This window comes from Duganella sp. AC237, assembly GCF_979254035.1.
On record NZ_CEEDEW010000003.1, the window covers coordinates 2,184,513 to 2,210,678 of the forward strand.

The following is a 26,166-nucleotide window of genomic DNA, read 5'->3' on the forward strand; positions in this document are numbered from 1 at the left end:
ATCCGGGGAGTTTATAGCCAGTAGTTCATCATGCGGGCGGCCCATTCCTTCATGCGGTCCGTCAGCGGCCGGTTGCGCCAGTCCGCCAGCGTGATCTGCTTCGAGTCGCGCATGTCTTCCTGGAACGCCTTTTCCATTTCGTTGCCGAACGCGGCGCCCAGCACCACCACATTGAGCTCGCTGTTGTGCAGGAAGCTGCGCGTGTCGATGTTGGTCGAGCCCACCGTCGACCAGGTGCCGTCGATGACGGCGGTCTTGGCGTGCAGTACGGCCAGCTTGAGGTGGTAGATCTTGATGCCGTTCGATAGCAACTCGTCATACAGCGCGTGGCTGGCGTGGAATACCAGTCCGCTGTCCGATACCCCCGGCAACACGATCTTGACGTCCACGCCGCGCTTGGCGGCGGCGATCAGCGCGTCGATCGTCTGGCGGTCCGGTACGAAATATGCCGACGTCAGGTGGATGCTCTTCTTCGCTTCCTGGATCGCCAGGCTGTAAGCCTTGAAGATTTCAAACTGTCCGCCCGGGTCGCTCGCGAGCACGCGCACCACCTTGTCGCCGGCGATCACCTGTTGCGGGAAGTACTCCGCCTCGGGCAGGTCGGTGCGGTCCTGCGTGGCCCACTGGCGCACGAACAACCACTGGAACGCGTGCACCGCCGGCCCTTCGAGCTTGATGTGGGTGTCGCGCCAGCCGACGTCTTCCTTCTGCTTGGTCTGCTTGGCGCTGGAGCGGAACAGCGAGCCCTTGGAGTAGTCGGCGCTGATGTTGATGCCGCCGGTGAAGGCGGTCTTGCCGTCGACGATCAAGACCTTGCGGTGGTCGCGGTTGTTTACTTTCCAGTCGTCGCCCTTGACCTTGGCCGGATTGACGGGGTTGTATTCGAGCAGGTTGACGCCGGCCTTGCGCATGCGGTCGAAGAACTCGGCCGGCACGCCGATGGTGCCGACGCTGTCGTACAGGATGTTGACCACCACGCCCGATTGACGCTTGGCGATCAGCGCGTCGGCGAACTGCATGCCGAGTTCGTCCTGGTCGAAGATGTAGGTTTCCAGGTTGATGTTGTTCTTCGCGCCGTTGATGGCCTTGAGCATTTCGCCCATCGTTTGCGGGCCGTCGAACAGCAGAGTGACCTTGTTGCCGTCGATCAGCGGCACGCCGGTGGCCGCTTCCTCCAGCACCGCCTGCTGCTTCAGGTCGAGCGAGCCCTTGGGCCAGCGCTTGGCCAGCAGCGCCTTGGTGCGCGCCGTGCCGAGGTCGCCGTTCTTGCCCTTGACGGTGGGCGTGGCCGCCGCCGGTTCGAGTTTGTCGCCCATGGCGGCGACATCGGGCAGCGAGGCGCATGCGCCCAGCAAGCCCCAGCACATCAGGAACATGGGAAGCCAGATACGCATGCTTGAGGATTTCATCGGTTTGCCTTTAGGGGTGATTTCGATTCATCGGACAACGCCAGCGGCGCCGCCTCTTCTGCTGACGAGCCGAAAAAGAACGCGATCGGCCCTTGTATAAACCTGCGGCCCAGCACCTTCATCAGCTGCCAGCCGTGCTTGAAACGTACCTGGCGCGAGCGCAGCGCCACCCACAACGCCAGTCCAAAGCTGACCAGCAGATTCACCGTGCCGATCAGCACGAAACCGGCCACCGAGGTGACCACCAGCTGCCAGCTGACGTTGTAGTCGAGCCCGACCATGGCGGTGGCGAAGTTGGCCGACGAGAACGTCACGTGGCGGATGTCCAGCGGCATGCCGAGCAGGAAGCCCAGCAGCGGCATGACGCCGAGCAGGATGCCGAAGAAGAAATTCCCCATCAGGCCGCCGAGGTTGTTTTCCATGTAGACGCCGAAGCGGTCCAGGCGTTCCTTGCCCAGCAGCCAGCGCAGGCCGCGCAATTGCGCGATGCGCTGCGCCCAGCGCGTGTAGAGCGCCTTGTTGTCGTAGTAGCCCGAGATCAGGCCGGCCACGAACAGGCAGACGCCGGCGATGGCCGCGTACACCAGCGCCGGACCGCCGAAGGGATCGATGTCGGCCAGCAGGTGCATGGCTTTTCCGGGCGCGACCAGATGGTGGCCGGTCAGGTAGGGCCAGGCCATGGCGATCAGCCAGGCGGTCGGGATCGCGGTGGCCAGGTTGCCCAGTACCGCCATGTTCTGCGTGCGGATGACCTTGTTGCATAGCTCGGCCATGCTTTCGATATCGATGTTGCGGCCGTCCCGGCTGTGCAGGCCGGCGGCAATGCGCGAGGCCGTCATCGCCGGCTGCTTGGTGGCGACCGTGAAGTGCAGCACGTGGATGAACATGAAGCCGAGCGAATAGTTCATGCTGAACAAGAAGGTCTCGACCAGCGGCGCGGCGCGCAGGTAGGACATCAGGATCTTGAACAGCGCCATGAAGCCGATGACGACGCCGGCGCCGGCCGACGACAGGAACATGCCGCCGAGTTCCTTGCGGTGGTCGGCCACATAGTGCTCGCCGGTGTGGCTGGCGTTCTCGGTGACGTTGCGCGCCAACAGGTCGATATTGTCGCGCAGCAGATCGCTGACGGCGTATTTGTTGTTGTGGGCATCGACCAGTTCCAGCGCCAGGCCGACGGCGGCCGCGCGGCGCGGACTCGGCGGACCTTGCTGGCCGACCGGTTGCGGATGTTGCGCTTGCAGCTCGGCCGGTGCGATCAGCAGCGCGGCCGGCGCGATGGCTTCGGCCTTCAGTTCGCCGCTGACGTCAACCAGGAACAGCAGCTTGCGCAGCCGGGCGATGCTTTGCGTGAGCGCCACCAGCAGGTAGGTCAGCGCGATGCTGGTGCCCTGGTGCAGCGCCTTCTTGCGGATCTTGCCGACCACCACGTCGCACTGGTCCAGCATCACCAGCAGGTGGCGCGCGTCCTCGACCTCGACGTCCTCGCCGGCCAGGTTGCGCTGGTAGTTGTCCAGATAGGCGTTGACCTCGAAATTCTGGCCCATGAAGGGCGATTCGTAGGTCTCCATCTCGGTGTGGAAATTGGTCAGCTTCGGTTCCAGGCCGATCGCGCAGATGCGGTAGGACAGCGTGCGTATCGCTTCGAGCAGGCCCGGCAGCATCAGGTTGGGGGTGCAACGGGTAGTGGCGTCGCCACGGCTGGCTTCGCGCCGGTCGGGCGGATTGCAGATCACATCGACCAACGCCAGCCAGTCGGCGGCCGGCACGGCGCTGATCCAGAGGCGGTCGGTGCGCTTGTAGATCACCTGGTCGAGCGCTTCGCTCAGGTACTCGTTGCCCAGCGCCGGCGGCAGGATGCGGAAGGCGATGCGGCGTTTGAGTTCGGTGAAAAAGCCATCGTTCGACAGTACGCCGATCTCGGTGTACAGGCTGGAGTGGCGACGGCTGGACAGCAGACTGCAGGCGTAGCCGCGCAACGCGAGCGCGTGCGCGGGACTGCCTTTCAACAATTGGGCGAGCGTGCGCACGTTGGCGGTGGCGCGGACGCCATCGTTGGGGCGCTGGGGACGCAGTGTATCGAACAGCTCGACCATGAGGCCGATGTCCGTGCTTTCCGCGTCTATACGTTGTAATATTTCGAGCATGCACAGGGCGGAATGACCGCAGTTTTGACTAAAAAACGCAGTATATCCAGTCAGCATTACCCAGTATGTACGCTGCCGTACATATTTCTATCTGTCAGGAAATTCCCCTGCTCAGCATAGCAAGATTCGTTTGGCCGCGTCGCGCAGCTCCGCGCGGAAGTCCGGATGGGCGATGGCGATCAGCGCCTCGGCCCGCTGGTGTGCCGATTTGCCGCGCAACTGTGCCACGCCGTATTCGGTGACCACGTAGTTGACGTCGTTCTTGCCCGTGGTGACATGGGTGCCGGGCGTGAGCGTCGGCACGATGCGCGAGATCGCGCCTTCCCTGGCGGTCGACGGCAGCACGATGAAGGCCTTGCCGCCGTTCGAGCGGTTGGCCGCGCGCACGAAGTCGACCTGGCCGCCGGTGCCGGAATAGGGCAGGTGGGCCAGGCTCTCCGAGCCGCATTGCCCCAGCAGATCGACCTGCAGGCTGGCGTTGATGGCCACCAGTTTGTCGTTCTGGCCGGCCAGGTAGGGATCGTTGGTGAAGCTGACCGGATGCATCTCCAGCATCGGGTTCTGGTGCATGAAGTCGTACAGCTTGCGCGAGCCCAGCGCGAAAGTCGCCACCATCTTGCCCGGCATGAAGGTCTTGCGGCTGTTGTTGACCGCGCCGGATTCGACCAGCTTGAGGATGCCGTCGCCGATCATCTCGGTGTGCACGCCGAGGTCGCGCTTGGAGGTCAGCTGCTGGACCACCGCGTCCGGAATGCCGCCATAGCCGATCTGCAGGGTCGAGCCGTCCTCGATCATGGCGGCCACGTGTCTCCCGATGGCCTCCTGCACGGCGCCGATGGCCGGCAGGCCGACCTCGATCACCGGCTCGTCGCTTTCGACGATGGCCGTCACTTGCGACAGGTGCACGATGCATTCGCCATTTGCCACCGGCACGTTCGGATTGACCTCCAGCACCACCACGCGGGCCTTGCGGACCGCCGCCATCGTGTAGTCGGCCGCCAGGCTGAGCGCGAAGTTGCCGTGCTCGTCCATCGGCGAGGCCATCGAAAAGACCACGTCGGCCGGGATCAGGTCGCGCTGGATCAGGCCGGGGAGCTCGGAAAAGTAGGCGGGGATGAAATCTGCCCAGCCGGCTTGTCCCGCCGAGCGCGAGGCGCCGCCGAAGAACAGCGCGACGTGGCGCACATGGTTGACCGTGTCGCAGTCGAAATAGGCATATTTACGCATGGCTAGGATCTGCGCCACCCTGATGTCCTGGAAGCTGGTGCGCCTGGCCGACAGCGCGTGCAGCAGCGAGGGAGGCTCGCCGGCGCCGGTCGGCACGATGACGGTGTCGCCATTCCTCAGCAGTTCCAGGGCCTGATCGGGGGAGCAACGTTTGCTGGCGTATTCAACATGCATGGCGTCTGCCTTTCACATAATGAAATCCCACTATAAACCAAGTCGCGAAGAATTTGACGTAAACGTGTTGAGCCGCACAGAGCGGTGGCGAAGGGCGACCTATGATGAACTTAACAATTCACTCAAGTTCCCTGCTCATCATGAAACCGAACCTTCTCGTTACCGCGCTGTCCCTGATCGCGCCGCTGGCCGCGGGAGCGCAAGAGTCGTCCTCCGCCGAGGTCTACGGGTTGCTGGACGCTGGTGTTGTCGTGGAACAGGGTTGCAAGACCGATTGCGCCCGTACCAAGGTCGACAGCGGCATCGCTTCCGGCTCCCGGCTCGGCGTACGTGGCCGCGAGCAGCTTGGCGGCGGCACCTCGGCCGTGTATACCCTCGAAGCCGGCGTGCTGAACGATACCGGCGCGTCGGAACAAAACGGCAAGCTGTTCAACCGCCAGGCCTATGTCGGCATCGACGGGCCGATGGGACTGGTGACCATGGGTCGTCAATACAATCTGGTCTACGAGACCTTGACCGATGTGGCCGACCCCTTCCATGGCGGCATGGCGGGTGCGGCGTCCAACCTGGTGGGTTACACCACCAAACGCTATGACAACACCGTCAAGTACAAGACCAAACGCGCCCGCAGCGGCCTGATCGGCGCAGTCCAGTACAGCTTTGGCGAATCGCCGTTCAACAGCAAGGTCAACCGCGCATACGGCGGCAGCCTGGGCTACGACAAGGGACCGATCAAGATCGGCATCACGCACCAGCGCAAGGACAACCTGCTCGACGCCACCGGCACCACGCCGGCGGTCGACCAGTCGGCGCGCAACACCCTGGTGGCCGCCAATATCGACTTCGGCCGCTTCGTCGGCTACGCCGCATACGGCCAGAGCCGTGGCGAGGGCAGCTCGCACTGGGACATGTCCAATCCTTACGGCGCGGTCGCCCAGACCTTGCCTACCGACAAGAGCCGCGACGCGCTGTTCGGTGTTGCCGTGCCGATGGGCGCGACCACTCTGCTGGCCTCGTTCATCCGCAAGGACGACCGCACCATGCTCGACCGCGACGCCGACCAGATCGCCATCGGCGCCAGCTACGCGCTGTCCAAGCGCACCGATTTCTACGCCTCGCTGGCCCGCATCAAAAACCGCAACGGCGGCGCCTATACCGTCGGCAACGCCACCAGCCAGGGGCGCGGCGACAAGGCCTTCAACGTCGGCATGCGCCATGCGTTCTGAGCGGCCCGTTCCATGCTGCATTTAAGGTTGCCTGCCCAAACGTGATAAATTGCTTGTTTTTCTGAATTCGGAACAAGCATGCATCTGACTTACTTCAACGGCGAATGGGCCGAGGGCAACACTCCACTGTTTGGCGCGATGGACCACAGCGTATGGCTTGGCTCGTCCGTATTCGATGGCGCGCGCGCCATACGCGGCCATCTGCCGGACTTGCGGCTGCACTTGCAGCGCGTCATCACCTCGGCGGAGCGGGTGGGGCTGGCTTGCCCGTTGAGCGTCGATGAAATGGAAAAATTGGTGCGCGAAGGCGTGGCGAAGTTCCCGGCCGACGCCGAGCTTTACGTCCGCCCGCTGGTGTTCGGCACCGACGGTTTCCTGGTGCCCATTCCCGAGAAGAGCGCGTTCGCGCTGACCCTGTTCGACGCGCCGATGCCGGCCTTTACCGGTTTTTCCGCCTGCCTGTCGGCGCAGCTGCGTCCGGACGCCTTGATGGCGCCGACCGACGCCAAGGCGTCTTCGCTGTACGTCAACACCGCCAAGGCCATCCGCGAAGCGCAAAAGCGCGGCTTCGACAACGCCGTCGTCTGCGACAGCACCGGCAAGGTGGCCGAGTTCGCGTCGGCCAACCTGTTCTTCGTTACGCCGGACGCCAAGGTGGTGACGCCGGCCGCCAACGGCACTTTCTTGTCCGGCATCACCCGTGCGCGCGTGATCGCGCTGCTGGCGGAGGAGGGCATCATGGTCGAGCAGCGGGCGGTGGCGCCGGAGGAATTGGAGAGCGCGGTCGAGATCTTCAACACCGGCAACTACGGCAAGGTCATGCCGTGCATCCGCTATGAAACACGCGATCTGGCGGTTGGTCCTATCGCCACCCTGGCGCGCGAGCGCTACATGGCGTTCTCAGACACTCACTAAGCACTTTTAGCCCTTCGGCTTGGCCGGGCAGCTGGCGCCCACCCAGCGTCCGGCTGAATTGACCTTGACCTTCTGCGGCGCGCCGGTCGCCTCGGTGTTGACATCCATAATCATCGTGTAATGGCTGTCGTCGCTGAAGCGGATCTGGCCCTGGCCGCTGGAGGTCGGATTGGTGCAGCTGAACGACACGTCCAGCCCGCCCGCCGCCGGCACCGTCTTCGAGGTGCAATTCCCCTTCTGGTTCAGCGGCAGTTCTTTCTTGGCCGCCATCTCCGGCGTCACGCACGCGGTCACCGTCATGCTGCCGTCGCCGCCCACCTTGGGCACCGACACGCCGTTCTGCGCCAGCATCGCTTCCATCTGCGCGCGTTGCGCCGGCGGCATGTTGGCCAACTGCTGCATCGCCATCTGGATGGCGGCGTCGGTTTGTATATCGCCGGTCTTGACCGTGTTATTCAGTTCCCACAAGCCTGGCTTGATGGTTTGCGCCTGCGCCGCAGCCATGGGCAGCATGGCCAGCGCGATCAAAAAACGTTTCATAGTCACTCCATGGAAAAGCCAGCGCACAGCATAAACGAAAAAACGGCGCACCACCGCGAGGGTGGGGCGCCGCTTCGATCAGGTCGCGGTGTGCTACACGCCGCGTCCACTAATCAGGCGCAGCAGCACCATAATGATCGCAACGACCAGCAGTACGTGGATGAAGCCGCCAATGGTGTACGAAGTGACCAGGCCCAGCAGCCACAGGATAAGCAGAACTACAGCGATGGTATAGAGCATGATTCTCTCCTAAGGTTGTTATTGCGACGTCCACTGTGGGCATCGAATGCGATGTCGAACTGTTTGTTCGTATCTTGGAATCTATTATCTTTAAAACCAGCTTAAGCTTCTGTACGGTGCCGTACGTAACAGCGATTTCCGCCGCATAATTTTACTGTCGGTATCAATTGGCCGAGCGCAACTGTCCGTTTACCACACGAACGGCGTCACCCGAGCCCCAGGCCGGCTGCGCCGACTGGTTGAAGGTGCGGGTGGTGCCGTTGTCCATGCGAACCACGATGCGCCAGGTGTGCGTGGTCTTCATATGGGTTTCGACCTGGTTGCCGGCCACCGCGCCGCCCACGGCACCCGCGACCGTCGCCAGTTGGCGGCCATGGCCGCCGCCGACCTGGTTGCCCAGCAGGCCGCCAAGGATGGCTCCGCCCGCCGCGCCGACGCCGCTACCTTGCGGGCGGTGTTCGATCGAGCGTACCGACTCGACCACGCCGCAGCTCTTGCACACTGCCGCTTGTTTGACTTCCGGTTCCGGCGCGCGGTCCTGGTCGCGGCCCGAGGCGTTGTTGTCGGCATTGCGCCCGGCATTGTTGTTGGCCGCGAGACTGTTGCCGTTGTTGGCGCCGTTGTTATAGGCCGGGGCGGGCTGCTGCTCCGCCGGTGGCACCGATGACAACTGGCCCGGCATCGGCGCCGCGCCGGGCACGCTGCCGTTGGCGTTCGAGGTCGGCAGCCAGCCCATGATGGCGGCGGTGCCGACACCGCAGAACAGCACCACCGCGACGGCGGCGATGATCATCAGCGGGTGCAAAGTCTGTTTGGTCGGGGTGTTCGGAGTAGTCATGATGGTGTCCTTTTTTCGTGTTGGTGCGCGTGTTCGCATGCAGTGATCGTACGCGCGGAATTTTCCTATAGGACATGTTTAGCTTCCGTGCGTCAGCGTACATACATGGTAAATGATTACCCTTACGCTCAATTCATGCATACCCATCTCTCACACCTATCCGAAGAAGACAGGAGCCAGCCACGACCGGCGGTCAATCGCTTACTGTCGAGCTTGCCAGAGGAAGAACAAGGCCAGCTCGCCAGGCTCAGCGAACCCGTCAGAGTCGAAGTCGGCGACGTGTTATACGAACCCGGCCAGAGCATCCGTTATATCTATTTTCCCATCGACAGTCTGATCTCGCTGCTTGCCGTGGCCGAGGGCCGCATGACGCTTGAAGTGGGCGCCGTCGGCCGCGAAGGCATGATCGGCGCCTCGGTGGTGCTTGGTCACGAAATGGCGCAAGTGCGCGCGGTGGTGCAGCGCGCCGGCCGCGCCACCCGCATCGATGCGGCCGAGTTCGCCGCGGAGTTCACGCGCATGGAGGCGTTGCAGCGGTTGCTGTACCGCTACACGGACACCTTGCTGGCGCAGGCGATCCAGATCGCCGTGTGCAGCCGCTTCCATGTGCTGGAGGCGCGTCTGGCGCGGTCGCTGCTGATCACCCGCGACCGGTTGCAATCGGAAAAATTCCATCTCACGCACGAGTTCCTGGCGCATGCGCTAGGCGTGCGCCGCGTCGGCGTGACCAAGGCCGCCAGTGCGCTGCAAAACCAGAAACTGATTTCCTACAGCCGGGGCAATATCGAGATCCTCGATTCGGCCGGGCTGGAAGCGGTATCGTGCCGCTGCTACGAGCTGGTCAAGGACGACGGCGCCATCGGCATGGGCAACGTTTTCTTGTAGCGATACGGGACAAGGCATTCGGTAAAGCGATTTCCTCAAGTACTCCATCTAGCAAGTTATGTTGACCTTGCTATAGCTCAAAATATCATCTCCACGGCATGCCATGATCGACATGCCGCGCGGCCCTACCGTTGCTAAGAGGCATCGGTGCCGCGCGGTCTGCGATGGATGTTGAGGAGCAACCGTGGAACGCGATAAAGATTTTTTCAGCTTCATGAGCATGCCCAAGGAGCTGGTCACCTTCAACCGGCCGATCCGGCTCAAGCTCGATCTGCCGGGTGGCGTCAACGACGACATGCTGCTGCCGCAGCGCGTGTTCGGCACCGAGACGCTGTGCGGCGGCATCGACTACCGGGTGCTGTGCGTCTCGTCCAACGCCACGCTGCCATTGAAGCAGCTGATCGCCGTGCCGGCCGCGCTGCAATTCGTCACCGACCAGGGGGATTTGCGCAGCGTCTGCGGCATCGTCACCGAAGCGAGCTCCGGCGACAGCGACGGCGGCCTGGCCAGCTACCAGCTGGTGCTGCGGGACGCCCTGGTGATCCTGGAAAAGCGCATCAACACGCGCGTGTTCCGCCAGATGGATGAAGTGGAGATCGTGCGGCAGATTCTCCAGGAATGGCGGCAAAAAAGCTCCACGCTCGGTGTCTGCTTCAATGACGAAGTAGACGAGGCTTTCCATCTCCAGCAATACCCCAAGCGCGAATTCACCATGCAGCACAACGAATCGGACGCCGCGTTCATCCGGCGCCTGCTCAAGCGCAGCGGCATCGGCTGGTACGTGCGCGCCGAGGCCAATGGCCAAGTGCCGACGCACACGCTGGTGCTGTTCAACAGCGCCGACAGCCTGCGCCAGAACGTCGCCGGCACCATCCGCTACCACCGCGACGCCGGCACCGAGCAGCGCGACACGATCACCTCCTGGGGCGCGGTGCGCACCCTGCAACCGGGCGTGGTGACGCGGCATAGCTGGGACTACCGCCACCCGCAAGGATCGGACTACATGATGGCGCAGACCAGCAGCGGCGTCGATCAGGGCGTCAGCGGCAACGAGCTGGCCGCCAGCCTGGATGACTACCAGGTGATGATGCCGCACGCGGGCGACGACGTCGACGACTTGTGCCGCCTCGGGAGGCTGCACATGACGCGCCACGATTTCGAATCTAAGTGCTTCCACGGCGAAGGCAGCGTGCGCGATCTGTGCGCAGGCGAGTACTTCACCTTGACCGGGCATCCGGAGGTGGACCAGCACCCGCGCGAGGAACGCGACTTCGTCGTCACGGCCTTGCAGGTGAACGCGCAGAACAACCTGCCCAAGGCGCTGGCCGAACGCGTGGAACGCCTGTTCTCACGCAGCCGCTGGACGCAGGGCGCGCAGGAGCCGCAGACGCAAAAGGAGGTCGCGGACAGGATGGCGTCGGGCGCGCTGCGCATGCACGTCCAGTTCACGGCGGTGCGGCGCGGCGTGAAGATCGTGCCGGCGTACGACGCGCGCACCGACCTGCCACAGGCGCTGATGCAAAGCGCGATCGTCGTCGGGCCGAAGGGCGAGGAGGTGTACTGCGATCAGATGGGGAGGGTGAAGATTCGCTTTCCGGGCACGCGTGCGGCGGATCACAAGCATGCGGATGGATCGGGGGCGTCGAATGACGATAGCGACTCGGCCTGGGTGCGCGTGGCGTCGAATTGGGCGGGGAACGGGCCGGGTAGCGTGGATCAGTGCGGAACCATCGGCCTACCGCGCGTGGGGACGGAGGTGCTGGTCAACTTCCTGGGTGCAGATCCGGACAAGCCGGTAATTGTGGGGCAGCTTTACAACCAACAGGCGCAGCCGCCGGCGTTGAGCGATAGGGGGGACTTGCCTGGTAACCGCCACCTTTCGGGAATTAAGAGCCGAGAAGTTAAAGGCGCGCGGGCTAATCAGTTGCGATTTGATGATACACATGGCGAGATCAGCGCGCAGTTATCTAGTGAGCACGGGGCCAGCCAGCTCAATTTAGGTTTTCTCACTCAACCGAAAACCATGGGGTTTGGTGACGCGCGCGGCGAGGGGGCAGAGTTACGCAGCGATATGGGCATTGCTGTTCGCGGTGCTGGGGGCGTACTTGTTACCGCAGAGGCGTCTTCACACGACGGGCAGCATCTAGATCGCAATGAGATGATCAGCTTGGCCCAAAACCTGCAAAAGATCGCGGATCAACTCGCGAAGCTCGCGGCAACTCACTCCCAGGACGCAGCAGATGGCCCTAATGCCTCGGAACTAATACGCAAACTAGCGCATCTGGAAAAGCAGGCCGCCCAAGTTGTTGCCATTTTCGGCCCAGATGGAGCTTTTGTCGGTAGTGGCCAAGCTTTGCTGGTAGAAGGGTTGAAGGGAGTGGATATTTTGAGCGGCGCTCACGCCCGTATCGGAAGTTCAGGTATGACCTCGCTTCGCGCGGCGAATGGGATAAGTCTATTCGCGAACGAAGGCGGCGCAAAGCTCATCTCCGTTGCAGGAAAAGTGCAGATACAGGCGCAGCGCGAAGGAATGGAGCTTTTAGCTAAAAGTGTACTAGAGATCATCAGTACAAGTGACTGGATAAACATACGAGCGAAGCAAGGCGTCCGCATTAGCGGCGGCGGCAGTGAAATCGTAATAGATGGGCAGGGGATACGGGGTCAAACGAATGGGAAAAACGAGATGCACGCGAGTGTTCATCAGTCTTTCGGACCCAAGGCCGCTTCATCGAATCTTCATCACGACTTTCCGGAGCTTTCGAAATTGCTCACTGAGAAAACTTGGATCGAGATCGGTTTGGCCGATGGCTCAACTCCGCTAAGTGGTGAGAAATATCGACTTACAGATGCAGACGGCAATATTCACGAAGGCTCTCTTGATGCTGGAGGCCTGGCACGGATCGAATCGATCGTGCCCGGACACTGTAAGTTGGAATTCCCAGATGTGGGACAAATTAGCGAAGTATTGGCCTGATTTGGAGACAATATGCCTAAAACAGAGCAAACCCCTGAAAGGCTAAAAGAAGGCATCAAGGTATCAGCTGAAAAACTAACGACTATTCAGCTGATATCGCCTTCAATCGAAATTCTTGTCGGCGGTCCGTACAAAGCGGCTGACGGAATGCATACCTACGGGCACATGGCGTTACGAGTGACTACCTCGAAACAAGAGAAAATTTATGATTTTGGCCGCTATGGTGCCACGGGCGGGGAATTTAGCGCGGAGGGTGAGGGAATTCTTCGAGTCTGGACCAGTTTTAACTCATACATCGCTGGGGAGAACGCGTATGGCCGCGCGACCAAGGGCTTTTCTTATATTATTAATGAAGCACAGGCTGAAAAGGTTTTTTCTCACTTCTCATTATTGGTTTCTGATGGCACCAAGCGTCGGGCGAAGCATCCCAATTCCGAAGAGTACAAGCTCGCCAAGGATTATCATGGAATAACCAATAATTGTGCGACTATGACGCTTTCGGGAGCCCGCCTTGCTCTGCCAAGCATTGACGCGAACGGCTCAGCATATAATGCTGGAAGAGGGATGGGCGATTTGGAGAAGGTTGCTGCGCGTGGAACGAACTTCGGATTTTGGCCGTCTAAGATATTTATGCCCGCTGATGTACAGGTTATGTTGGAAAAAGAAAAACGGTATATTCCAAAGAAAATGGCAATCTATGGCAAAGGCATGCAATGAAAATTCCGTCTCCGATTCAGTTTTTTTGTGTTGCAATCGTTGCCGCAGTTTTCGGATTTTTTCTTTCAGAAAAAGGAGTTATTCATATGAGTGATAAAAAAGCAGTTCGTCTGGAGGAGCCGCTTCTCATCGAGGGTGAAAAACAAAACAGCTACTCGCTTCTGCCGACAGGAACGGTACTTTACTACGATAAGAGCTGGGCTGAGGGGCATAGCACCTACCACGTCTATTTCCATTTTAAAGGTGAGTTCAAGTCGGCACCTACCGATGGGAGCGGCATTGATCCTATTTGGTTGCGCACAGTAGACAGCGATGACTTGCCCAAGCTGCTGACGGAATACCCTGTCAGCAAAGAGGAGCTTACTAATATTTTGAAGGCCAAGCGCGCCACAAAACAAGATTTGGTCCAAATACTACGTGATTGGACAGATTAAAACTGTAGCGCCCTGCGTCTTGCTCTGTGCAGTCTTCTTTCCGGATTGTAATTAGTCAACATGTTGACTATTCCGCAAGTGTATGTATTTGGTCATGTAAATAAGATTCATTACAGTTAGCATCGACTCGCAGTACCAAGTCTTTGACAATAACTCTAAGGGAGATGACACACATGGCTATTCACAAACATTTTGCATCACTTCTGGTCGCCGGCGCTGCGCTCGCAGGTTGCGGCGGCGGCGGTTCCGCCGACACGGCGTCCGCCGGCGCCAGTTCCATCAGCACCGCGGCGGAGGTGAGTATCAGCGCAGCCGCTGCCGCCGCCGACCCCATACTGAACCAGGCAGGCAACCCGGCCTACAAAGAGATCGAGCGCTATAAAAGCTGGCTGAGCACTAACAGCAACAGTGACGCCGCGCTGGCGGCCGACAAGACCAAGGCCACCAACATCGTGTCATGGCAGATGCCGCATGGCGGCTTCTACAAGTTGCCGGCCTGGTACAACGCCCCGTGGAACGGCTCTGCTTCGCGCTCCGAATGGTTCGGCGCCAATGGCGTCGAACTGGGCACCATCGACAATGACGGCACCGTCACGGAAATCATGTTCCTGGGCGATGTGTACGCGCGCAGCGGCACAGTCGCGTACCGCGATAGCGCCCGCAAGGCGATGGACTTCATCTTGAACATGCAGTATTCGTCCGGCGGCCTGCCGCAGGTCTATCCGGCGCGCACCGGCACTTCGTATTCCAACTACGTCACCTTCAACGACAACGCCATGGTGCGCGCGCTGGTGTTGCTGGACCACGCGGTGAAGCAAAAAGCACCGTTCACCGGTGACTTCTTCACCTCGGCGCAGCGCACCCGAATGACAAACGCCCTCAATCTGGCGGTGGGTTACATCCTCAACGCGCAGATCGTGCAGAACGGCGTCAAGACGGTCTGGTGCGCGCAGCACGATCCCGTCAATTTTGCGCCGCGCGGCGCACGGTCGTACGAGTTGCCGTCGAAGAGCGGCAAGGAGTCCGCGCAGATCGTGGCGTTCCTGATGACACGCCCGCAATCGGCAGCCGTTGCGGCGTCGGCCAAAGCGGCGATCGCCTGGTACAACAGCAGCCAGGTCAAGCTGGTGAACACGGCGTATGAGAAGACCAATTCCAAAGCGACCAACACCTCGCCGTTCATCACGAAGGCCGGGTCGACCACGTGGTATCGCTTCTACGATCTGAACGCCGACACCGGTTTCTTTAGCGGCCGCTTGCCGACCGATAACCCTCCCGGCACCGGCAAGCAATACGACATCATGAATGTCGAGGCCGAGCGCCGCTACGGTTACGAGTGGGGCGGCAGCTACGGCACCAGTCTGTTCGCCTACACCAGCACCGTCGGATACTAATCCGGCGCCAGCACCGAACCGGCGTCCGCGCCGACGCCCTCTATTGGCCCACGGCGAAATAGGAGATGGTGGTGTTGGGCGGACCCATGATGGCCACCGCTTGTGCCGCGCCGCTGCTGTTGGTCAGTTTGCTTGCGTCACTGAGTACGAAGGCTTGCTGGCCGAAGCCCAGGTACAAGCGGTCATTTGCGGCATCGATTGTCACCGCGCTGGCGTAGCTTGAGGTCGGTAGCGAGAGCGTGGTGACAGCAGAGGTCCCGGTCGCCTTGCTTGCACCGTCCAGTATCATGGCGCCGCCCGTGCCCGCGACCATATAAAGCCGATCACGGCTACTGTCGATGGACAGCCTTTCTACGACCTTTGGCACGCTGATGCGGCGAGCGATCGTTGCCTCGCCCTTAAAGGTGTCGATGTGCTCGTAGACGTACACGTCCGCCACGGCGGTGTCGGTCGCGCTGGTGTACAGCAGGTTGCGCTTCAAATCCAGGGCCCAACGGTCTATGGATATGTTGCCCGAAATAATGCGCGAAGGCGCCACCGTTCCGTTGAGCTTGCTGGCCTGCTCAAACACGGCCAGGCCGCCACTGAACGGTGCTTTGAAGCCGACGTAGAGGCGGTCATTGGCCTTGTCCAGGAACACGCGCTTGAGACTATTGTAGCCACTGATTGCCGGGGTGATGGTGCGGGAGGCGGTAATATTCCCGTCCAGTTTGCTCGCATTGGCGTACACGGTGATGTAGTCGAACGCAGCAACATAAAGTTCATTGCGAGTGCTATCGAACGCAGCATCGAACCAGGACGCTTCGTTGGTGGAAAATACCTTCGCGGCCAAGGCGCCAGGCGCAGGCGTCAGCGTATCGATGGCAGCCATTTTCTGGTTGCCCCTGTCTCCGATGAAGATCATGTTACCGGATTGTACGGTTGGGGCAGGTGGTTGAGGCGTCGATGCGGCGGTGTTGCTACCGCCGCCGCCGCCGCCGCACGCCGTTAAAGCTGAAAAGCAAAGCAAAAATAAAGATGAGTGCAGGCGCATTGTTGAAAATTTAATTAAAAGAAAACAACTATCTTAACATAATTTCCTTATGGCATCTTGTAAGGCTGTCTAGTAAGAACCTTTGCTTCATTGGATTAATCCGGCGCGAATGCAAAACCGCCCCGTTCAAGCCGGTCTGCGGCTTGAACGGGGCGGTTTATTTGCGGCGTATGAAGGCCGGCGATTAACGCGGTGGCTTGTTGACCTGGTTACCGATCACGCCGCCGACAGCCGCGCCGCCGACCGTGCCCACCGCGCTGCCGCCGGTCAGCACCGAGCCGGCAACCGCGCCGACGCCGGCGCCCACAGCCGTGCTTTTATCTTGCGAAGACATGCCGGCGCAAGCGCTCAGGCCCAGGGTGGCGGCCAGAATTGCCGCGGTCGATGCGATACGTTTGATGTTCATGATCTTCTCCTTACGCTGTTAAGGCGCGGCGTCTGGCCCGCTCCAATGACTACAGAGTACGTCTCTGCGTCACCAATTTCCGTACGACAGCGCACATTGAAACACCTTGTTACCCTTTAGGTTGCGGCTTGACGTTTTGCGCGTTCTTGCCCGGCTTTTCCCGCAAGGTCTGGCCCGGCGGCGGCGCCACCGGCTTGCCGCCGCCCTGGGCCAGCAAGGCTTCGCAGCCGGTCGTCTCGCCCGGCCCGGCGTTGACCAGCGGCAGGATCGCCGCGATCGGCGCCACCACCGCCAGCGCCAGCGCACCGCCGGCGCGCATCGCCAGCACGCCCTTGTCGATGCTGACGTCCGGGTCCTTGAAGGTGCCGCGCACATAAATCGGCGCCCGCAGCGAAATCACGCGCACGCCCTTGGCGTCCGGCCGCAAGGTCAGGTCCAGCTTTTCGTTTTCGAGATTGACGGTGCCGGCGACATCGATCTTGGCGTCGGACGTGTCGACCACGAACAGGCGCGAGCGCATCAAGCCGTTGGTGACGCTGAAGTCGGTCACCATGCAGTTGAGCTTGACCTGCTTGTCGCCGATCAGCTTGGTCAGCACGACGTTGCCGAGGTTGAGTCCCATTTCCTCCAGCAGCAGCTTGCTGACGCTGCCCTCGTTGATCACGCCTTTGAGCTCGCCGTTCGACGAACCCAGCAGGCCCGCCACCGAGTTGCCCGTGGCCGACAGCGATATGTCCGCATTGACCTGGCCCACGGTGGCCTGCATGCCGTCGATGGTGGGGAACAGCTGCTTGAGCTGCAGCTTGCGCGCGCCGGCCTTGAGCTCGGCGCGGATGGCGTTCGGATTGATCTTGCCGCTGCCGTCGAGCATGATGTTGGAGGTGAAGCGGCCGCCGGCGATGTCGAAGTTCATCGGCGTCAGCGACAGTACGCCATCCTTCATGTGGATCAGGGTGTCGAGGTTGTGGATCGGCAGGCCGCCGTCGCGCGTGATGCGCTGGGCCTTGAAGCTGACGTCGGCGTCGAGCGCGGTCCAGCGTTCGGTCTTGAAGGTCTCCACCGGCAGCACCCGGTTGCCCGGCTGGACGGCATCGACGCCGCGCGCCTGCTTGCTGGCGTTGGAGTCGGCGCCGACCAGCGGCCCAAGGTCGGAGAACTGCAGCAGCGTCGATTCCACGGCGCCCGTCAACACCGGACGCGGCTGGCCGGACCGGTAGTCGAGCTTGCCGTGGATATCGCTGTTGCCGACGCGGCCGGTGAATTTGTCGTAAATCCAGTGGCTGGCGTTGGCGCCGATGTTGCCGGTCAGATGCCCCTCGGTGGCGAAGGCGGGCGTCTCCGGCAGCAGCACGCCGGTGATGCCGTACAGGCGCGCCATGCTGGGGCCGGAAATCTTCAGGCGCATGTCGAGCGCGGTCAGCGCGGTCGGCTTGGTCAGGGTGCCCTCGACGGCGATGCGGGTGCCGCCCACGTCCAGGCTGGCGGCCAGCGGGAAGGGTATCGTCTGCTGCTGCAACGACAGCACCGCGCCCGACTTGCCGCTGCCGGTGATGGTTTGATTATTCCACTTGCCGCTCAGCTTCCACGACACGCCGTAGGTCCGATCGGCGTTGATGGTGTCGACCGCTGCGGTGGCGTCCACATGCGTCATGGCGTCGATATAGTGCACCGCGCCTTTGGAGAAGACCACGCGCTGCAGGTCGAGCTTCCACGGCGACGGCTTGTCGGCCTGCTTGAAGGTCCAGTTGTTCTTGCCATCGGCGTCGCGCTGCAGCAGCACGCTGGGATTGTCGAAGCGCAGCACCGGGATGGCGATCTTGTGTTGCAGCAGCGGCAGCAGCTCGACGCCGAAGGCGAACTGGCCGACGCTGGCCATTTCGGCCGGCGCCCGCATGCCGGCCGGATTGCCGACGTGGACGTCCTTGGCGACCAGATGCGGCAGCGGCAGGTAGTCGCGCCAGGTGCGGTCCGCGCCCGACAGTCCCTGCTGTTGCCAGGTCAGCGACAGGTCGCCGCGAATCTCGAACGGGCGGTCGATCGATTCGCTGATCTTGTCGTTGAGCCAGGGCCGCGCCTTGTTCCAGTCGTAGGTCGCCAGCACGATGGCCGCGATCACGGGAACGGCCACCAGCACGCCGGCGACGGCAATGGCAATCCGGGTTCGGCTCGGGAGGCGGCGTGGGCCGGAAGTGGCGGGGGCGGGGGCGGGGGCGCTGCGGTTCTGGTCCTGCGGGGTCATCGGTTGGCCTTTCTTATTGGTAATGGCATTTTACACACCCTAAGCAACGCAGGCGGGCCCGGTTGTGCGCTGGCGCACCCTGTGTGGCGGCCCGGGCGGCTCCCCTTGTTCAATGTGCGGCAGCGTACTGAAGCACCGCAGGCAACAGCCTATAACGTTACCTGTCCACACAAACTTTCAAGGAGAACAATAATGACGACGACCTTACACCAAAGATTGACCATGATTTGCGGCGCCGCAGTGCTGCTCGGTCTGACCGCTTGCGCTAGCAACAAAACCCCTGCCACCGCCGACGTCGCCGTCTCGCGCGCCGCCGTGGCCAACGCCACCTCCGCCGGCGCCGCCGAGCTGGCGCCGGCCGAAATGCAATCGGCACGCGAAAAGATGGCGCGCGCCAACCAGGCGCTGGCCAACAAGGATTACAAGGCCGCCCAGGATCTGGCGGCGCAGGCCCAGGCCGACGCCCAGCTGGCGCAGAGCAAGGCTAACTCGACCAAGGCCACCGCCGCCGCCGACGAGCTGCAACAAAGCATTCGCGTGCTGCGTGAAGAGTTGAACCGCAATAGCACCACCACCCAATAATAGAGACGAGGGAATCATCATGAAACAACTGAACCTGAAAAAACTGAGCGTCATGCCTACCGTGCTGGCGATGTCGATCATGCTGGCAGCTTGCAGCTCCGCGCCGACCACCACCAGCCTGCTCGACCAGACCCGTGGCGACTTCTCGGCCGCGCAAAGCAATCCGTCGGTCGCGGCCAACGCCCCGGTCGAGTTCAAGGCCGCCGCCGACGCGCTGGACCGCGCCAACGCCGCCGCCGACAAGAAGGAAAGCGTCGAAGCGATCGACAAGCTGGCTTATCTGGCCAAGCAGAAGATCGCCGTCGCCCAGGAAGTGGCGAAATCCAAGCAAGCCGAGTCCGATGTAGCCAACGCCGGCCGCCAGCGCGACGAGATCCGCCTGCAGCAGCGCACCCAGGAAGCCGACAAGGCCAAGATGAGCGCCGAGCAAGCCAAGGCCGACGCCGACGCCGCCCGCCGCCAGGCCGAGGCGGCCACCGCCAGCGCCCGCGAAGAGCAATCGAAGAGCGCCGCGCTGCAACAGCAGCTGGCCGACCTGCAAGCCAAGCAAACCGACCGCGGCCTGGTGATCACCCTGAGCGACGTGCTGTTCAATGTCGACAAGGCCGAGCTCAGCGCTGAAGGCATGCGCACCGCGCAAAAGATGGCCGATGTGCTGTTGCAGGAACCACAGAGCGCCGTTTTGATCGAAGGGTTTACCGACTCCACCGGTTCGTCGGCGCACAACATGCAACTGTCGCAGCGCCGTGCCGAATCGGTGCGTAACGCGCTGATCGGCCTGGGCGTGAAAGCCGACAAGGTGTCCACCCGTGGCTACGGCGAAGCGTTCCCGGTCGCCAGCAACTCCGATGCCGGCAGCCGCCAGCTGAACCGTCGCGTTGAAATCGTGCTGTCGCAAAACGGCGCGCCGATCGCCAACCGCCGTTAATGGCGGAACCGGAGCCTCGGGCGTCACGCCGGATATTTCCGGCGTGACGCCTGAAGGGCTCCGCTAGCAAGACTTTCTGTACTTTATTTTAAGGAAAATATCATGGCTGAATCAAACCCCACCCAACCGGCAGGCATCGATAGAGAAGCCATCCGCGCCGCCGCCCGCAATCTGGAGGACGGCCCGGTAACCGCCGGCTACAAGGGTGACCGCACCGCCGTCATCAAGATGCTCAACGAGGCGCTGGCGACCGAACTGGTCTGCGTGCTGCGTTACAAGCGTCACTACTACACGGTCAGCGGTTTGCAGAACGGTCCGATCAAGGCCGAGTTCCTCGAGCACGCCCAGCAAGAGCAGGAGCATGCCGACTCGCTGGCCGAGCGTATCGTTCAGCTGAACGGCCAACCTGATTTCAATCCGGCAACATTGCTCGACCGTAGCCATGCCGAGTATGATGCTTCGGAAGACGTGCAAGCGATGATCCGCTCGAACCTGATCGCCGAGCGCGTGGCCATCGAATCGTACCGCCAGATGATCGAACAGATCGGCGATACCGATCCGACAACGCGTCATCTTTTGATCAGCATCATGGCCGTGGAAGAAGAACACGCCGATGATATGCGCGATTTGCTTGAATAACGACTAACATTTTGATTTTGCTGTAAAGTTTTCACACCTCACAACCATAATAGGAGCTCCATCATGCTGGAACAAAATATCTCTACCGTGAATAACGACGTGAAAACTCTGGTCAAAGATGCGCAAGCATTGTTTACCGCCGCCACCGCCCTGACCGGTGAGAAGGCTGAAGAACTGCGCGGCCGCGGCATGCGCGCGCTGGACACCGCCCTGGCCAAAGCCCACGACGCGCAAATCAGCGCCCTGGCAGCCAGCAAGGAAGCTGCCAAGCAAGCCGACGTCTACGTCAAGGAAAACCCATGGCGTTCGATCGCCGGCGCGGCAGCCGTGGGCCTGCTGATCGGTGTCATCATCGGCCGCAAGTAATCCATGGCGCAAGCTGACGAGTTGACACGTCCGCCAGGCCTGATCGCGTCGCTGGGCAATATCGCCCGCAACAGCATCGGCCTGCTGCTGACGCGGCTGGAGCTGGCCGCGCTGGAACTGTCTCAGGTGCGCAATCACCTGATGCATCTGGTGCTGGCTTTCGCGCTGGCGGTGGTGGCGGGGTGCTTCGCACTCGCCTACGCCACTGTCACGATTGCTTATCTGGCGTGGGATGCGCTGGGCTGGACGATCCTGCCCATTATGACCGGCGTCTTCCTGCTGCTCGCTATCGGCCTCATGGTGTACGCGCGCGGTTTGATCCGCAGCGGCAAGCTGGGCATGCCCGCAACCATGGCTGAACTGAAATCCGACCGCGACATGCTGTTGTAAGAGGAGCGCATATGACGAAAGACGCGGAAAGCAAGTTATTCGACGCTGACAAACAGCGCTTGATCCGTGAAGGCGAGCTGTATCGCATCAAGGTTGTGCACTCGAAGGCGCTGGTGGCCAACGCGTTGCATCCGGATGCGCTGTTTCATGGCGCGGTCGACCACGCCGTCGGACTGGCGCAAGCCCGTCTCGGCGGCCTGCTGCAGCCGGGTGGCATGAGCGGCTTTAACTACAAGGCGCTGATGCCGTACGCGCTGACGGTGGGGTCCTTCATCGCCCGCAAGAAGCTGGTCAAACCGGCGCTTGGCGTGGTAGCGGTGCTGGGGCTGGGCGCCGCCTGGCTGATGCGCCGCAAGCGCATCACGGACTAGTGTCTTGAGTTCGTCGTCCAACAAACTCAACCCTGCGGGCATGCGCATTGTGCTGGTGCTGCAAGGGGGCGGGGCGTTGGGCGCCTACCAGGCCGGCGTGTTCCAGGCACTGCACGAGCATGGCCTGGCGCCCGACTGGATCGTCGGCACCTCGATCGGTGCCATCAACGCCGCCATTTTGGCCGGCAACCCGCACGAAACCCGGCTGGCGCGCTTGCGCCAGTTTTGGGAAGGCATTTCCCACCGCGACTCCTTCGACATGCGCCGCGTGGCCGATGCCCAGCGGCGCTCCAATATTTTTCTGCAAACCTGGGATACCTTGCTGCGCGGCGTGCCGGGCTTTTTCAAGCCACGGCTGTTCAGCCCGTTTGCCGCCGGCATGGCCGTCGCGCCCGAGGAAGCCAGCTTCTACGATACCGCCGAGTTGGGCGAGACCCTGAATTCCCTCATCGATTTCGATTACCTCAACGGTCCCGAAGGCATGCGCCTGACCGTCAACGCGCTCAAGGTCACTTGCGGCACGCTGCGCAGCTTCGACAACCGCGACCTCGACATCAACGCCGACCACATCCGCGCCAGCGGCGCCTTGCCGCCCGGCTTTCCGGCGGTGCGCATCGATGGCGAGCTGTATTGGGATGGCGGCCTGTACTCCAACACCCCGCTCGAGACCGTGCTGGACGACGCCCAGCCGGTCGATACCCTGTGCTTCATGGTCGACCTGTGGAGCGCCGACGGCCGCGAACCCACCACCCTGGACGAGGTGCAGACGCGGCAGAAGGATGTCACCTTCGCTTCGCGTTCCAAGCGCCATCTGGACGATTATGTCGCCCGCCACAAGCTGCAGCAAAAGCTGCGCGGCCTGTACGCCGCGTTGCCGGAGCATGCGCAGACGGAGCAGGGCGAGCAGGATCTGGCCGAGCTCGGCTGCGGCACCACCCTGCACGTGGTGCGCCTCGAATACGCGGGCCGGGACTGGAATATGGCGGCCAAGGACATCAATTTTTCCAAGGGCTCGACCGAGTGGCGCTGGGACCAGGGCTACCAGGACGGGCTGCGTGCCGTCGAGGCCGCAGGGTGGCTGACCTTTGTGTCCGAAGACACGCCGCTGGTCGTGCACGAACTGCCGCCGCTGCCCGCCGCCAAGCCGGCCGGCGCACGTGAAAAAGCCGCCTGATCGCTCAGGCGGTTTTCTGTACCAACTTCATCCCGACGATTACTGCCGTTTGTTCTCTGCGAGAACCTGCGGCACCTTCTGCATGTCGCGCTTGTAGGTTTCGCGCGCTTCGCGGACGCAGGCATCGCGTTCGCTGGCCGGGCCTTTCTTGCAGGCGTTGGTGGATTCGGCCAGCGCGGCGCCGATTTCCTTGCGCAAGGTGCGGGTCTGCTCGGCGCTGGTGGCGTCTTCCTTGTACCATCGCGCCGGATCGCCCTTGGCGATTTCCTGCTGTTGCAGCTGGACGTTCTGCGGCGGCGTGTTGTCCTGCGCCTGCGCGGTCAGCGCCGCGCAAGCCAGCGCCAGGCCGCATGCAATGTGATGGAAACGCGTCATGATGTCCTCCTTGTGCTTACAAGCGGCCCGTCAGCAGCATGATCAGCAGGATCAGCACGATCAAGCCGGTGATACCGCTCGGTGCGTAGCCCCAGTTGCGGCTGTGCGGCCAGGTCGGCAGCGCGCCGATCAGCGCCAGGACCAGAATAATCAGAATGATGGTGCCCATGGTGTTCCCCTTAATTTGGTAGTTGTTTTTGGATGCGGTTTAACGGCGGTTCAATCGGATTAGTAGCGGTACACGCGGCCGTCGACCAGGCGCACGCGGTTGCCGACGCGCAGGTCGTACACGCTGTCCTGGTTCACCATGCGGTAGTCGCCGTTGTCCATGCGAACGCTGATCTGATATTCCTGTTTCGCTTCGTTGCGGTTGCCCTCGACGGTGTTGCCGACCACGGCGCCGCCGACCGCGCCGGCCACGGTGGCCGCAGCGCGGCCGCTGCCGGAACCGACCTGGTTACCCAGCAGTGCGCCAACCAGGCCGCCTGCGACGGCGCCGGCGCCACTGGTGCCTTCCTTGGCTTGCTTCATCTGGATCGATTCGATCGTGCCGTAGCTGGCCGATTCATTCTGATTTTGGTACGACACTTGTTGCGGCGCGTTGTTGGTGCTGGCGCAACCGCTTAAAACGGCGGTGCCGGCGATCATCAATGCTGCCAGGGTTTTTGTGTGGTTCATGTTGTTCTCCTGAAAATGTGATTCCAGAATAGTCACACGGCAAAAGTGGGTCTGTGCGGTTTCGCACGAAGGTTGTCAAGTCGGCGGGGAGGGCGAAACCGCCTGTCCCGGGTCAAATTTTTATCTGTGTACGGTACCGTACAGATGTCCATTTGGAAACCACGTAAAACGTCTACATCGGTAGCAGAGATGTCTAAACGTCCCGCTCGCTGACAAACTCATTAGTTAATAACTCCAAGGAGAACCGCCATGAAAATCGCACATAAAATCGCCACCGCCCTGTTCACCGTTTCGCTGCTGGCCACCGCTGGCTGCGCTTCGACGTCCACCAAAGAAGGCACCGGCGAGTTTGTTGACGATTCGGTCATCACCACCAAAGTGAAAGCCAGCATCTTTAACGAGCCGACCCTGAAGTCGACCGAAATCAATGTCGAGACCTTCAAAGGCACCGTGCAGCTGAGCGGCTTCGTTGCCCAGCCAGCTGACATCGCCAAAGCAGGCGAAGTCGCCCGCGGCGTCAAAGGCGTGACCTCGGTCAAGAACGACATCCGCGTCAAGTAAGCATTATCTGCCGGCGCGCCGTGCTCGTCCTTTCGAGCATGCCGCGCCGGGATTTTTTTGTGAGTCATCATGAGCCAGCCGCCTGTAGAGATTTCCCTTCCTCCAACTCCGGCCAGCAATGTGGCCACCGGTGCGGCCTCCGTCGCCGAACCCGATCCCAGTCATCTTCCCCGCATCCCCCTACATGTGAACGCCCGAGGCCTCGCGCTCGGCATCATCGCCACGGTTGCCTTTATCTACGCGCTGCAATGGTCGCGCGGCTTCCTGGTTCCCCTTCTGCTCGGCATTCTGATCAGTTACACGCTCAGTCCATTGATGGGCTGGCTGGAACGCCGCCGCATTCCGCGCATCGTCGGCGCCACCTTGATCACCGTTGCCATGGTCGGCGGCTCGGCGATGGTGGTCGACAAGTTGCACGGCCAGTTCGAATCGATCGTTGAAGAGCTGCCCAGCGCCGGGCATAAATTATCGCGCTTGGTCTCCGAGCGCTTGCACGGCGGCTCCAGCACGTTGCAGCGCATCCAGGCGGTCGCCACCGAATTACAGCAGGCCACGGCCGGCGCCCAGGAACGGCGCGCCGCGCGCCGCGCCGCGCCGGCCCCGGCCTCCGATTTTCCGTTGATGGATTGGGTGTGGGCCGGATCGATGGGGCTGATGGGTTTCCTGAGCCAGGCCACGATGGTGATCTTCCTGGTGTTTTTCCTGCTGCTATCCGGGGACACGTTCAAGCGCAAGCTGGTCAAGCTGACCGGGCCGTCGCTGTCGAAGAAAAAAATCACCGTGCATATTCTCGAGGACATCAACACCTCGATCCAGAAATACATGCTGATGCTGCTGGTGACGAACGGCATGTTGGCGCTGCTGATGTGGGTGGCGTTGCGCTGGATCGGGCTGGAGAACGCCGGCGCCTGGGCCATCGTCGCCGGCTTGCTGCACTTGATGCCGTATTTCGGCCCCTTGCTGATCATGCTGGCCACCGGCATCGTCGCCTTCCTGCAATTTGAATCGCTGCAAATGAGTTTGCTGGTGATGGGCAGTTCGCTGGCCATCGCCACGCTGGTGGGCACGGTGATCACGACCTGGATGACCGGGCGCTTCGCGCGCATGAACGCGGCGGCCGTGTTTGTCAGCCTGTTGTTCTGGGGCTGGCTGTGGGGCGTCTGGGGCTTGCTGCTGGGCGTGCCGGTGATCGTCATCGTCAAGGTCGTCGCCGAGCGGGTCGAGGGGATGGAAGTGGTTGCGGAGTTGCTGGGCGAGTAGCCGGGCAGTGACCATGGCGAAAGGCCGGCGATGCGCCGGCCTTT

General features: G+C 61.7%; 28 protein-coding genes. 16 read left to right on the forward strand and 12 right to left on the reverse strand.

From position 1 onward, the window contains the following. Positions 1-11: 11 nt before the first annotated feature. The 3 genes from cls to AC0IYS_RS10080 form a co-directional block, all read right to left on the reverse strand. Positions 12-1,409 (reverse strand): cardiolipin synthase, encoded by a 1,398-nt coding sequence (gene cls / locus AC0IYS_RS10070; RefSeq protein WP_471705012.1) that lies wholly within the window; start codon positions 1,407-1,409, stop codon positions 12-14. Next, entirely contained in the window at positions 1,406-3,556 is a 2,151-nt protein-coding gene (locus AC0IYS_RS10075) for a site-specific recombinase (protein WP_471705013.1), read from the reverse strand. Before AC0IYS_RS10075 ends, cls begins: the two co-directional genes overlap by 4 nt. 111 nt (positions 3,557-3,667) lie before the next feature. Further along, entirely contained in the window at positions 3,668-4,957 is a 1,290-nt protein-coding gene (locus tag AC0IYS_RS10080) for an acetyl-CoA hydrolase/transferase family protein (protein WP_471705014.1), read from the reverse strand. 140 nt (positions 4,958-5,097) lie between these two features. Here AC0IYS_RS10080 and AC0IYS_RS10085 point away from each other — a divergent pair, with 140 nt between their 5' ends. Together AC0IYS_RS10085 and AC0IYS_RS10090 are read left to right on the forward strand one after the other, a co-directional pair. Continuing rightward, a complete protein-coding gene (locus AC0IYS_RS10085; protein WP_471705015.1) occupies positions 5,098-6,183 on the forward strand; it encodes a porin in 1,086 nt (361 codons plus the stop codon). A 78-nt stretch (positions 6,184-6,261) separates the two neighbouring features. Beyond that, positions 6,262-7,098, forward strand: a complete 837-nt coding sequence (locus AC0IYS_RS10090) for a branched-chain amino acid aminotransferase (RefSeq protein ID WP_471705016.1) — start codon at positions 6,262-6,264, stop codon at positions 7,096-7,098. A gap of 6 nt (positions 7,099-7,104) precedes the next feature. Here the strand turns inward: AC0IYS_RS10090 and AC0IYS_RS10095 are convergent, their stop codons facing one another. The 3 genes from AC0IYS_RS10095 to AC0IYS_RS10105 all read right to left on the reverse strand — a co-directional run bounded on the left by AC0IYS_RS10095 (position 7,105) and on the right by AC0IYS_RS10105 (position 8,716). Further along, positions 7,105-7,638, reverse strand: coding sequence for a DUF3617 domain-containing protein (locus AC0IYS_RS10095; RefSeq protein WP_471705017.1), 534 nt, complete (start codon positions 7,636-7,638; stop codon positions 7,105-7,107). A 93-nt stretch (positions 7,639-7,731) separates the two neighbouring features. Then, a complete protein-coding gene (locus AC0IYS_RS10100) occupies positions 7,732-7,878 on the reverse strand; it encodes a lmo0937 family membrane protein (RefSeq protein ID WP_019921959.1) in 147 nt (48 codons plus the stop codon). A gap of 163 nt (positions 7,879-8,041) precedes the next feature. Then, on the reverse strand, positions 8,042-8,716 hold the full coding sequence (locus tag AC0IYS_RS10105) for a glycine zipper 2TM domain-containing protein (protein ID WP_471705018.1): 675 nt from the start codon (positions 8,714-8,716) through the stop codon (positions 8,042-8,044). A gap of 135 nt (positions 8,717-8,851) precedes the next feature. On the opposite strand from AC0IYS_RS10105, the gene AC0IYS_RS10110 reads away from it, so the two are divergent. From AC0IYS_RS10110 to pelA, 5 genes are all read left to right on the forward strand, one after another. After that, on the forward strand, positions 8,852-9,601 hold the full coding sequence (locus tag AC0IYS_RS10110; protein WP_471705019.1) for a Crp/Fnr family transcriptional regulator: 750 nt from the start codon (positions 8,852-8,854) through the stop codon (positions 9,599-9,601). A gap of 184 nt (positions 9,602-9,785) precedes the next feature. Then, positions 9,786-12,575, forward strand: coding sequence for a type VI secretion system Vgr family protein (locus AC0IYS_RS10115; protein WP_471705020.1), 2,790 nt, complete (start codon positions 9,786-9,788; stop codon positions 12,573-12,575). 12 nt (positions 12,576-12,587) lie between these two features. After that, entirely contained in the window at positions 12,588-13,292 is a 705-nt protein-coding gene (locus AC0IYS_RS10120) for a hypothetical protein (protein ID WP_471705021.1), read from the forward strand. Beyond that, the gene (locus AC0IYS_RS10125) at positions 13,289-13,726 is read left to right on the forward strand and encodes a hypothetical protein (RefSeq protein WP_471705022.1); all 438 of its coding nucleotides are present in this window, start codon (positions 13,289-13,291) and stop codon (positions 13,724-13,726) included. Before AC0IYS_RS10120 ends, AC0IYS_RS10125 begins: the two co-directional genes overlap by 4 nt. A gap of 173 nt (positions 13,727-13,899) precedes the next feature. After that, positions 13,900-15,120: a pectate lyase gene (pelA, locus tag AC0IYS_RS10130; RefSeq protein ID WP_471705023.1), complete on the forward strand. Its 1,221-nt coding sequence runs from the start codon at positions 13,900-13,902 to the stop codon at positions 15,118-15,120. Between the two features lie 40 nt (positions 15,121-15,160). Here pelA and AC0IYS_RS10135 read toward each other — a convergent pair whose 3' ends face one another. The 3 genes from AC0IYS_RS10135 to AC0IYS_RS10145 form a co-directional block, all read right to left on the reverse strand. After that, positions 15,161-16,024, reverse strand: a complete 864-nt coding sequence (locus AC0IYS_RS10135; RefSeq protein WP_471705024.1) for a hypothetical protein — start codon at positions 16,022-16,024, stop codon at positions 15,161-15,163. A gap of 313 nt (positions 16,025-16,337) precedes the next feature. After that, positions 16,338-16,559, reverse strand: a complete 222-nt coding sequence (locus AC0IYS_RS10140; protein WP_090320315.1) for a glycine zipper 2TM domain-containing protein — start codon at positions 16,557-16,559, stop codon at positions 16,338-16,340. 109 nt (positions 16,560-16,668) lie between these two features. Beyond that, positions 16,669-18,798 carry an AsmA family protein gene (locus tag AC0IYS_RS10145; protein WP_471705025.1) on the reverse strand — a complete coding sequence of 710 codons (2,130 nt, stop codon included), beginning with the start codon at positions 18,796-18,798 and terminating at the stop codon, positions 16,669-16,671. A gap of 192 nt (positions 18,799-18,990) precedes the next feature. Here AC0IYS_RS10145 and AC0IYS_RS10150 point away from each other — a divergent pair, with 192 nt between their 5' ends. From AC0IYS_RS10150 to AC0IYS_RS10180, 7 genes are all read left to right on the forward strand, one after another. Next, positions 18,991-19,380 (forward strand): DUF4398 domain-containing protein, encoded by a 390-nt coding sequence (locus AC0IYS_RS10150; RefSeq protein WP_471705026.1) that lies wholly within the window; start codon positions 18,991-18,993, stop codon positions 19,378-19,380. 19 nt (positions 19,381-19,399) lie between these two features. Next, complete coding sequence (locus AC0IYS_RS10155) at positions 19,400-20,308, forward strand: OmpA family protein (RefSeq protein ID WP_471705027.1); 909 nt, start codon at positions 19,400-19,402, stop codon at positions 20,306-20,308. 102 nt (positions 20,309-20,410) lie between these two features. Further along, the gene (locus AC0IYS_RS10160) at positions 20,411-20,947 is read left to right on the forward strand and encodes a ferritin-like domain-containing protein (RefSeq protein WP_315218925.1); all 537 of its coding nucleotides are present in this window, start codon (positions 20,411-20,413) and stop codon (positions 20,945-20,947) included. Positions 20,948-21,010: 63 nt separating this feature from the next. Further along, the gene (locus AC0IYS_RS10165) at positions 21,011-21,313 is read left to right on the forward strand and encodes an ElaB/YgaM/YqjD family protein (RefSeq protein ID WP_090320330.1); all 303 of its coding nucleotides are present in this window, start codon (positions 21,011-21,013) and stop codon (positions 21,311-21,313) included. 3 nt (positions 21,314-21,316) lie between these two features. Then, positions 21,317-21,703 (forward strand): phage holin family protein, encoded by a 387-nt coding sequence (locus AC0IYS_RS10170; protein WP_463451830.1) that lies wholly within the window; start codon positions 21,317-21,319, stop codon positions 21,701-21,703. Between the two features lie 11 nt (positions 21,704-21,714). Next, positions 21,715-22,074 carry a hypothetical protein gene (locus AC0IYS_RS10175; protein ID WP_471705028.1) on the forward strand — a complete coding sequence of 120 codons (360 nt, stop codon included), beginning with the start codon at positions 21,715-21,717 and terminating at the stop codon, positions 22,072-22,074. A gap of 40 nt (positions 22,075-22,114) precedes the next feature. Continuing rightward, a complete protein-coding gene (locus tag AC0IYS_RS10180; RefSeq protein WP_471708838.1) occupies positions 22,115-23,248 on the forward strand; it encodes a patatin-like phospholipase family protein in 1,134 nt (377 codons plus the stop codon). 39 nt (positions 23,249-23,287) lie between these two features. Here AC0IYS_RS10180 and AC0IYS_RS10185 read toward each other — a convergent pair whose 3' ends face one another. The 3 genes from AC0IYS_RS10185 to AC0IYS_RS10195 are packed head-to-tail and all read right to left on the reverse strand — an operon-like array spanning position 23,288 to position 24,301. Further along, positions 23,288-23,623, reverse strand: coding sequence for a hypothetical protein (locus tag AC0IYS_RS10185; RefSeq protein WP_471705029.1), 336 nt, complete (start codon positions 23,621-23,623; stop codon positions 23,288-23,290). Positions 23,624-23,639: 16 nt separating this feature from the next. Beyond that, positions 23,640-23,792, reverse strand: a complete 153-nt coding sequence (locus AC0IYS_RS10190) for a DUF3309 domain-containing protein (RefSeq protein ID WP_315218932.1) — start codon at positions 23,790-23,792, stop codon at positions 23,640-23,642. A 59-nt stretch (positions 23,793-23,851) separates the two neighbouring features. Beyond that, positions 23,852-24,301: an outer membrane lipoprotein gene (locus AC0IYS_RS10195; RefSeq protein WP_471705030.1), complete on the reverse strand. Its 450-nt coding sequence runs from the start codon at positions 24,299-24,301 to the stop codon at positions 23,852-23,854. A gap of 249 nt (positions 24,302-24,550) precedes the next feature. Between AC0IYS_RS10195 and AC0IYS_RS10200 the strand changes: the two genes are divergently transcribed. Together AC0IYS_RS10200 and AC0IYS_RS10205 are read left to right on the forward strand one after the other, a co-directional pair. Continuing rightward, the gene (locus AC0IYS_RS10200) at positions 24,551-24,862 is read left to right on the forward strand and encodes a BON domain-containing protein (RefSeq protein WP_090320349.1); all 312 of its coding nucleotides are present in this window, start codon (positions 24,551-24,553) and stop codon (positions 24,860-24,862) included. 69 nt (positions 24,863-24,931) lie between these two features. Further along, a complete protein-coding gene (locus tag AC0IYS_RS10205) occupies positions 24,932-26,122 on the forward strand; it encodes an AI-2E family transporter (protein ID WP_471705031.1) in 1,191 nt (396 codons plus the stop codon). The last annotated feature ends 44 nt before the right edge of the window (positions 26,123-26,166 follow it).

Excerpts from the sequence above, each read along its gene's own strand:
- cls (WP_471705012.1), bottom strand. The coding sequence starts at position 1,409 with ATGAAATCCTCAAGCATGCGTATCTGGCTTCCCATGTTCCTGATGTGC.
- AC0IYS_RS10075 (WP_471705013.1), bottom strand. The coding sequence starts at position 3,556 with ATGCTCGAAATATTACAACGTATAGACGCGGAAAGCACGGACATCGGC.
- AC0IYS_RS10080 (WP_471705014.1), bottom strand. The coding sequence starts at position 4,957 with ATGCATGTTGAATACGCCAGCAAACGTTGCTCCCCCGATCAGGCCCTG.
- AC0IYS_RS10085 (WP_471705015.1), top strand. The coding sequence starts at position 5,098 with ATGAAACCGAACCTTCTCGTTACCGCGCTGTCCCTGATCGCGCCGCTG.
- AC0IYS_RS10090 (WP_471705016.1), top strand. The coding sequence starts at position 6,262 with ATGCATCTGACTTACTTCAACGGCGAATGGGCCGAGGGCAACACTCCA.
- AC0IYS_RS10095 (WP_471705017.1), bottom strand. The coding sequence starts at position 7,638 with ATGAAACGTTTTTTGATCGCGCTGGCCATGCTGCCCATGGCTGCGGCG.
- AC0IYS_RS10100 (WP_019921959.1), bottom strand. The coding sequence starts at position 7,878 with ATGCTCTATACCATCGCTGTAGTTCTGCTTATCCTGTGGCTGCTGGGC.
- AC0IYS_RS10105 (WP_471705018.1), bottom strand. The coding sequence starts at position 8,716 with ATGACTACTCCGAACACCCCGACCAAACAGACTTTGCACCCGCTGATG.
- AC0IYS_RS10110 (WP_471705019.1), top strand. The coding sequence starts at position 8,852 with ATGCATACCCATCTCTCACACCTATCCGAAGAAGACAGGAGCCAGCCA.
- AC0IYS_RS10120 (WP_471705021.1), top strand. The coding sequence starts at position 12,588 with ATGCCTAAAACAGAGCAAACCCCTGAAAGGCTAAAAGAAGGCATCAAG.
- AC0IYS_RS10125 (WP_471705022.1), top strand. The coding sequence starts at position 13,289 with ATGAAAATTCCGTCTCCGATTCAGTTTTTTTGTGTTGCAATCGTTGCC.
- pelA (WP_471705023.1), top strand. The coding sequence starts at position 13,900 with ATGGCTATTCACAAACATTTTGCATCACTTCTGGTCGCCGGCGCTGCG.
- AC0IYS_RS10135 (WP_471705024.1), bottom strand. The coding sequence starts at position 16,024 with ATGATCTTCATCGGAGACAGGGGCAACCAGAAAATGGCTGCCATCGAT.
- AC0IYS_RS10140 (WP_090320315.1), bottom strand. The coding sequence starts at position 16,559 with ATGAACATCAAACGTATCGCATCGACCGCGGCAATTCTGGCCGCCACC.
- AC0IYS_RS10145 (WP_471705025.1), bottom strand. The coding sequence starts at position 18,798 with ATGACCCCGCAGGACCAGAACCGCAGCGCCCCCGCCCCCGCCCCCGCC.
- AC0IYS_RS10150 (WP_471705026.1), top strand. The coding sequence starts at position 18,991 with ATGACGACGACCTTACACCAAAGATTGACCATGATTTGCGGCGCCGCA.
- AC0IYS_RS10155 (WP_471705027.1), top strand. The coding sequence starts at position 19,400 with ATGAAACAACTGAACCTGAAAAAACTGAGCGTCATGCCTACCGTGCTG.
- AC0IYS_RS10160 (WP_315218925.1), top strand. The coding sequence starts at position 20,411 with ATGGCTGAATCAAACCCCACCCAACCGGCAGGCATCGATAGAGAAGCC.
- AC0IYS_RS10165 (WP_090320330.1), top strand. The coding sequence starts at position 21,011 with ATGCTGGAACAAAATATCTCTACCGTGAATAACGACGTGAAAACTCTG.
- AC0IYS_RS10170 (WP_463451830.1), top strand. The coding sequence starts at position 21,317 with ATGGCGCAAGCTGACGAGTTGACACGTCCGCCAGGCCTGATCGCGTCG.
- AC0IYS_RS10175 (WP_471705028.1), top strand. The coding sequence starts at position 21,715 with ATGACGAAAGACGCGGAAAGCAAGTTATTCGACGCTGACAAACAGCGC.
- AC0IYS_RS10180 (WP_471708838.1), top strand. The coding sequence starts at position 22,115 with ATGCGCATTGTGCTGGTGCTGCAAGGGGGCGGGGCGTTGGGCGCCTAC.
- AC0IYS_RS10185 (WP_471705029.1), bottom strand. The coding sequence starts at position 23,623 with ATGACGCGTTTCCATCACATTGCATGCGGCCTGGCGCTGGCTTGCGCG.
- AC0IYS_RS10190 (WP_315218932.1), bottom strand. The coding sequence starts at position 23,792 with ATGGGCACCATCATTCTGATTATTCTGGTCCTGGCGCTGATCGGCGCG.
- AC0IYS_RS10195 (WP_471705030.1), bottom strand. The coding sequence starts at position 24,301 with ATGAACCACACAAAAACCCTGGCAGCATTGATGATCGCCGGCACCGCC.
- AC0IYS_RS10200 (WP_090320349.1), top strand. The coding sequence starts at position 24,551 with ATGAAAATCGCACATAAAATCGCCACCGCCCTGTTCACCGTTTCGCTG.
- AC0IYS_RS10205 (WP_471705031.1), top strand. The coding sequence starts at position 24,932 with ATGAGCCAGCCGCCTGTAGAGATTTCCCTTCCTCCAACTCCGGCCAGC.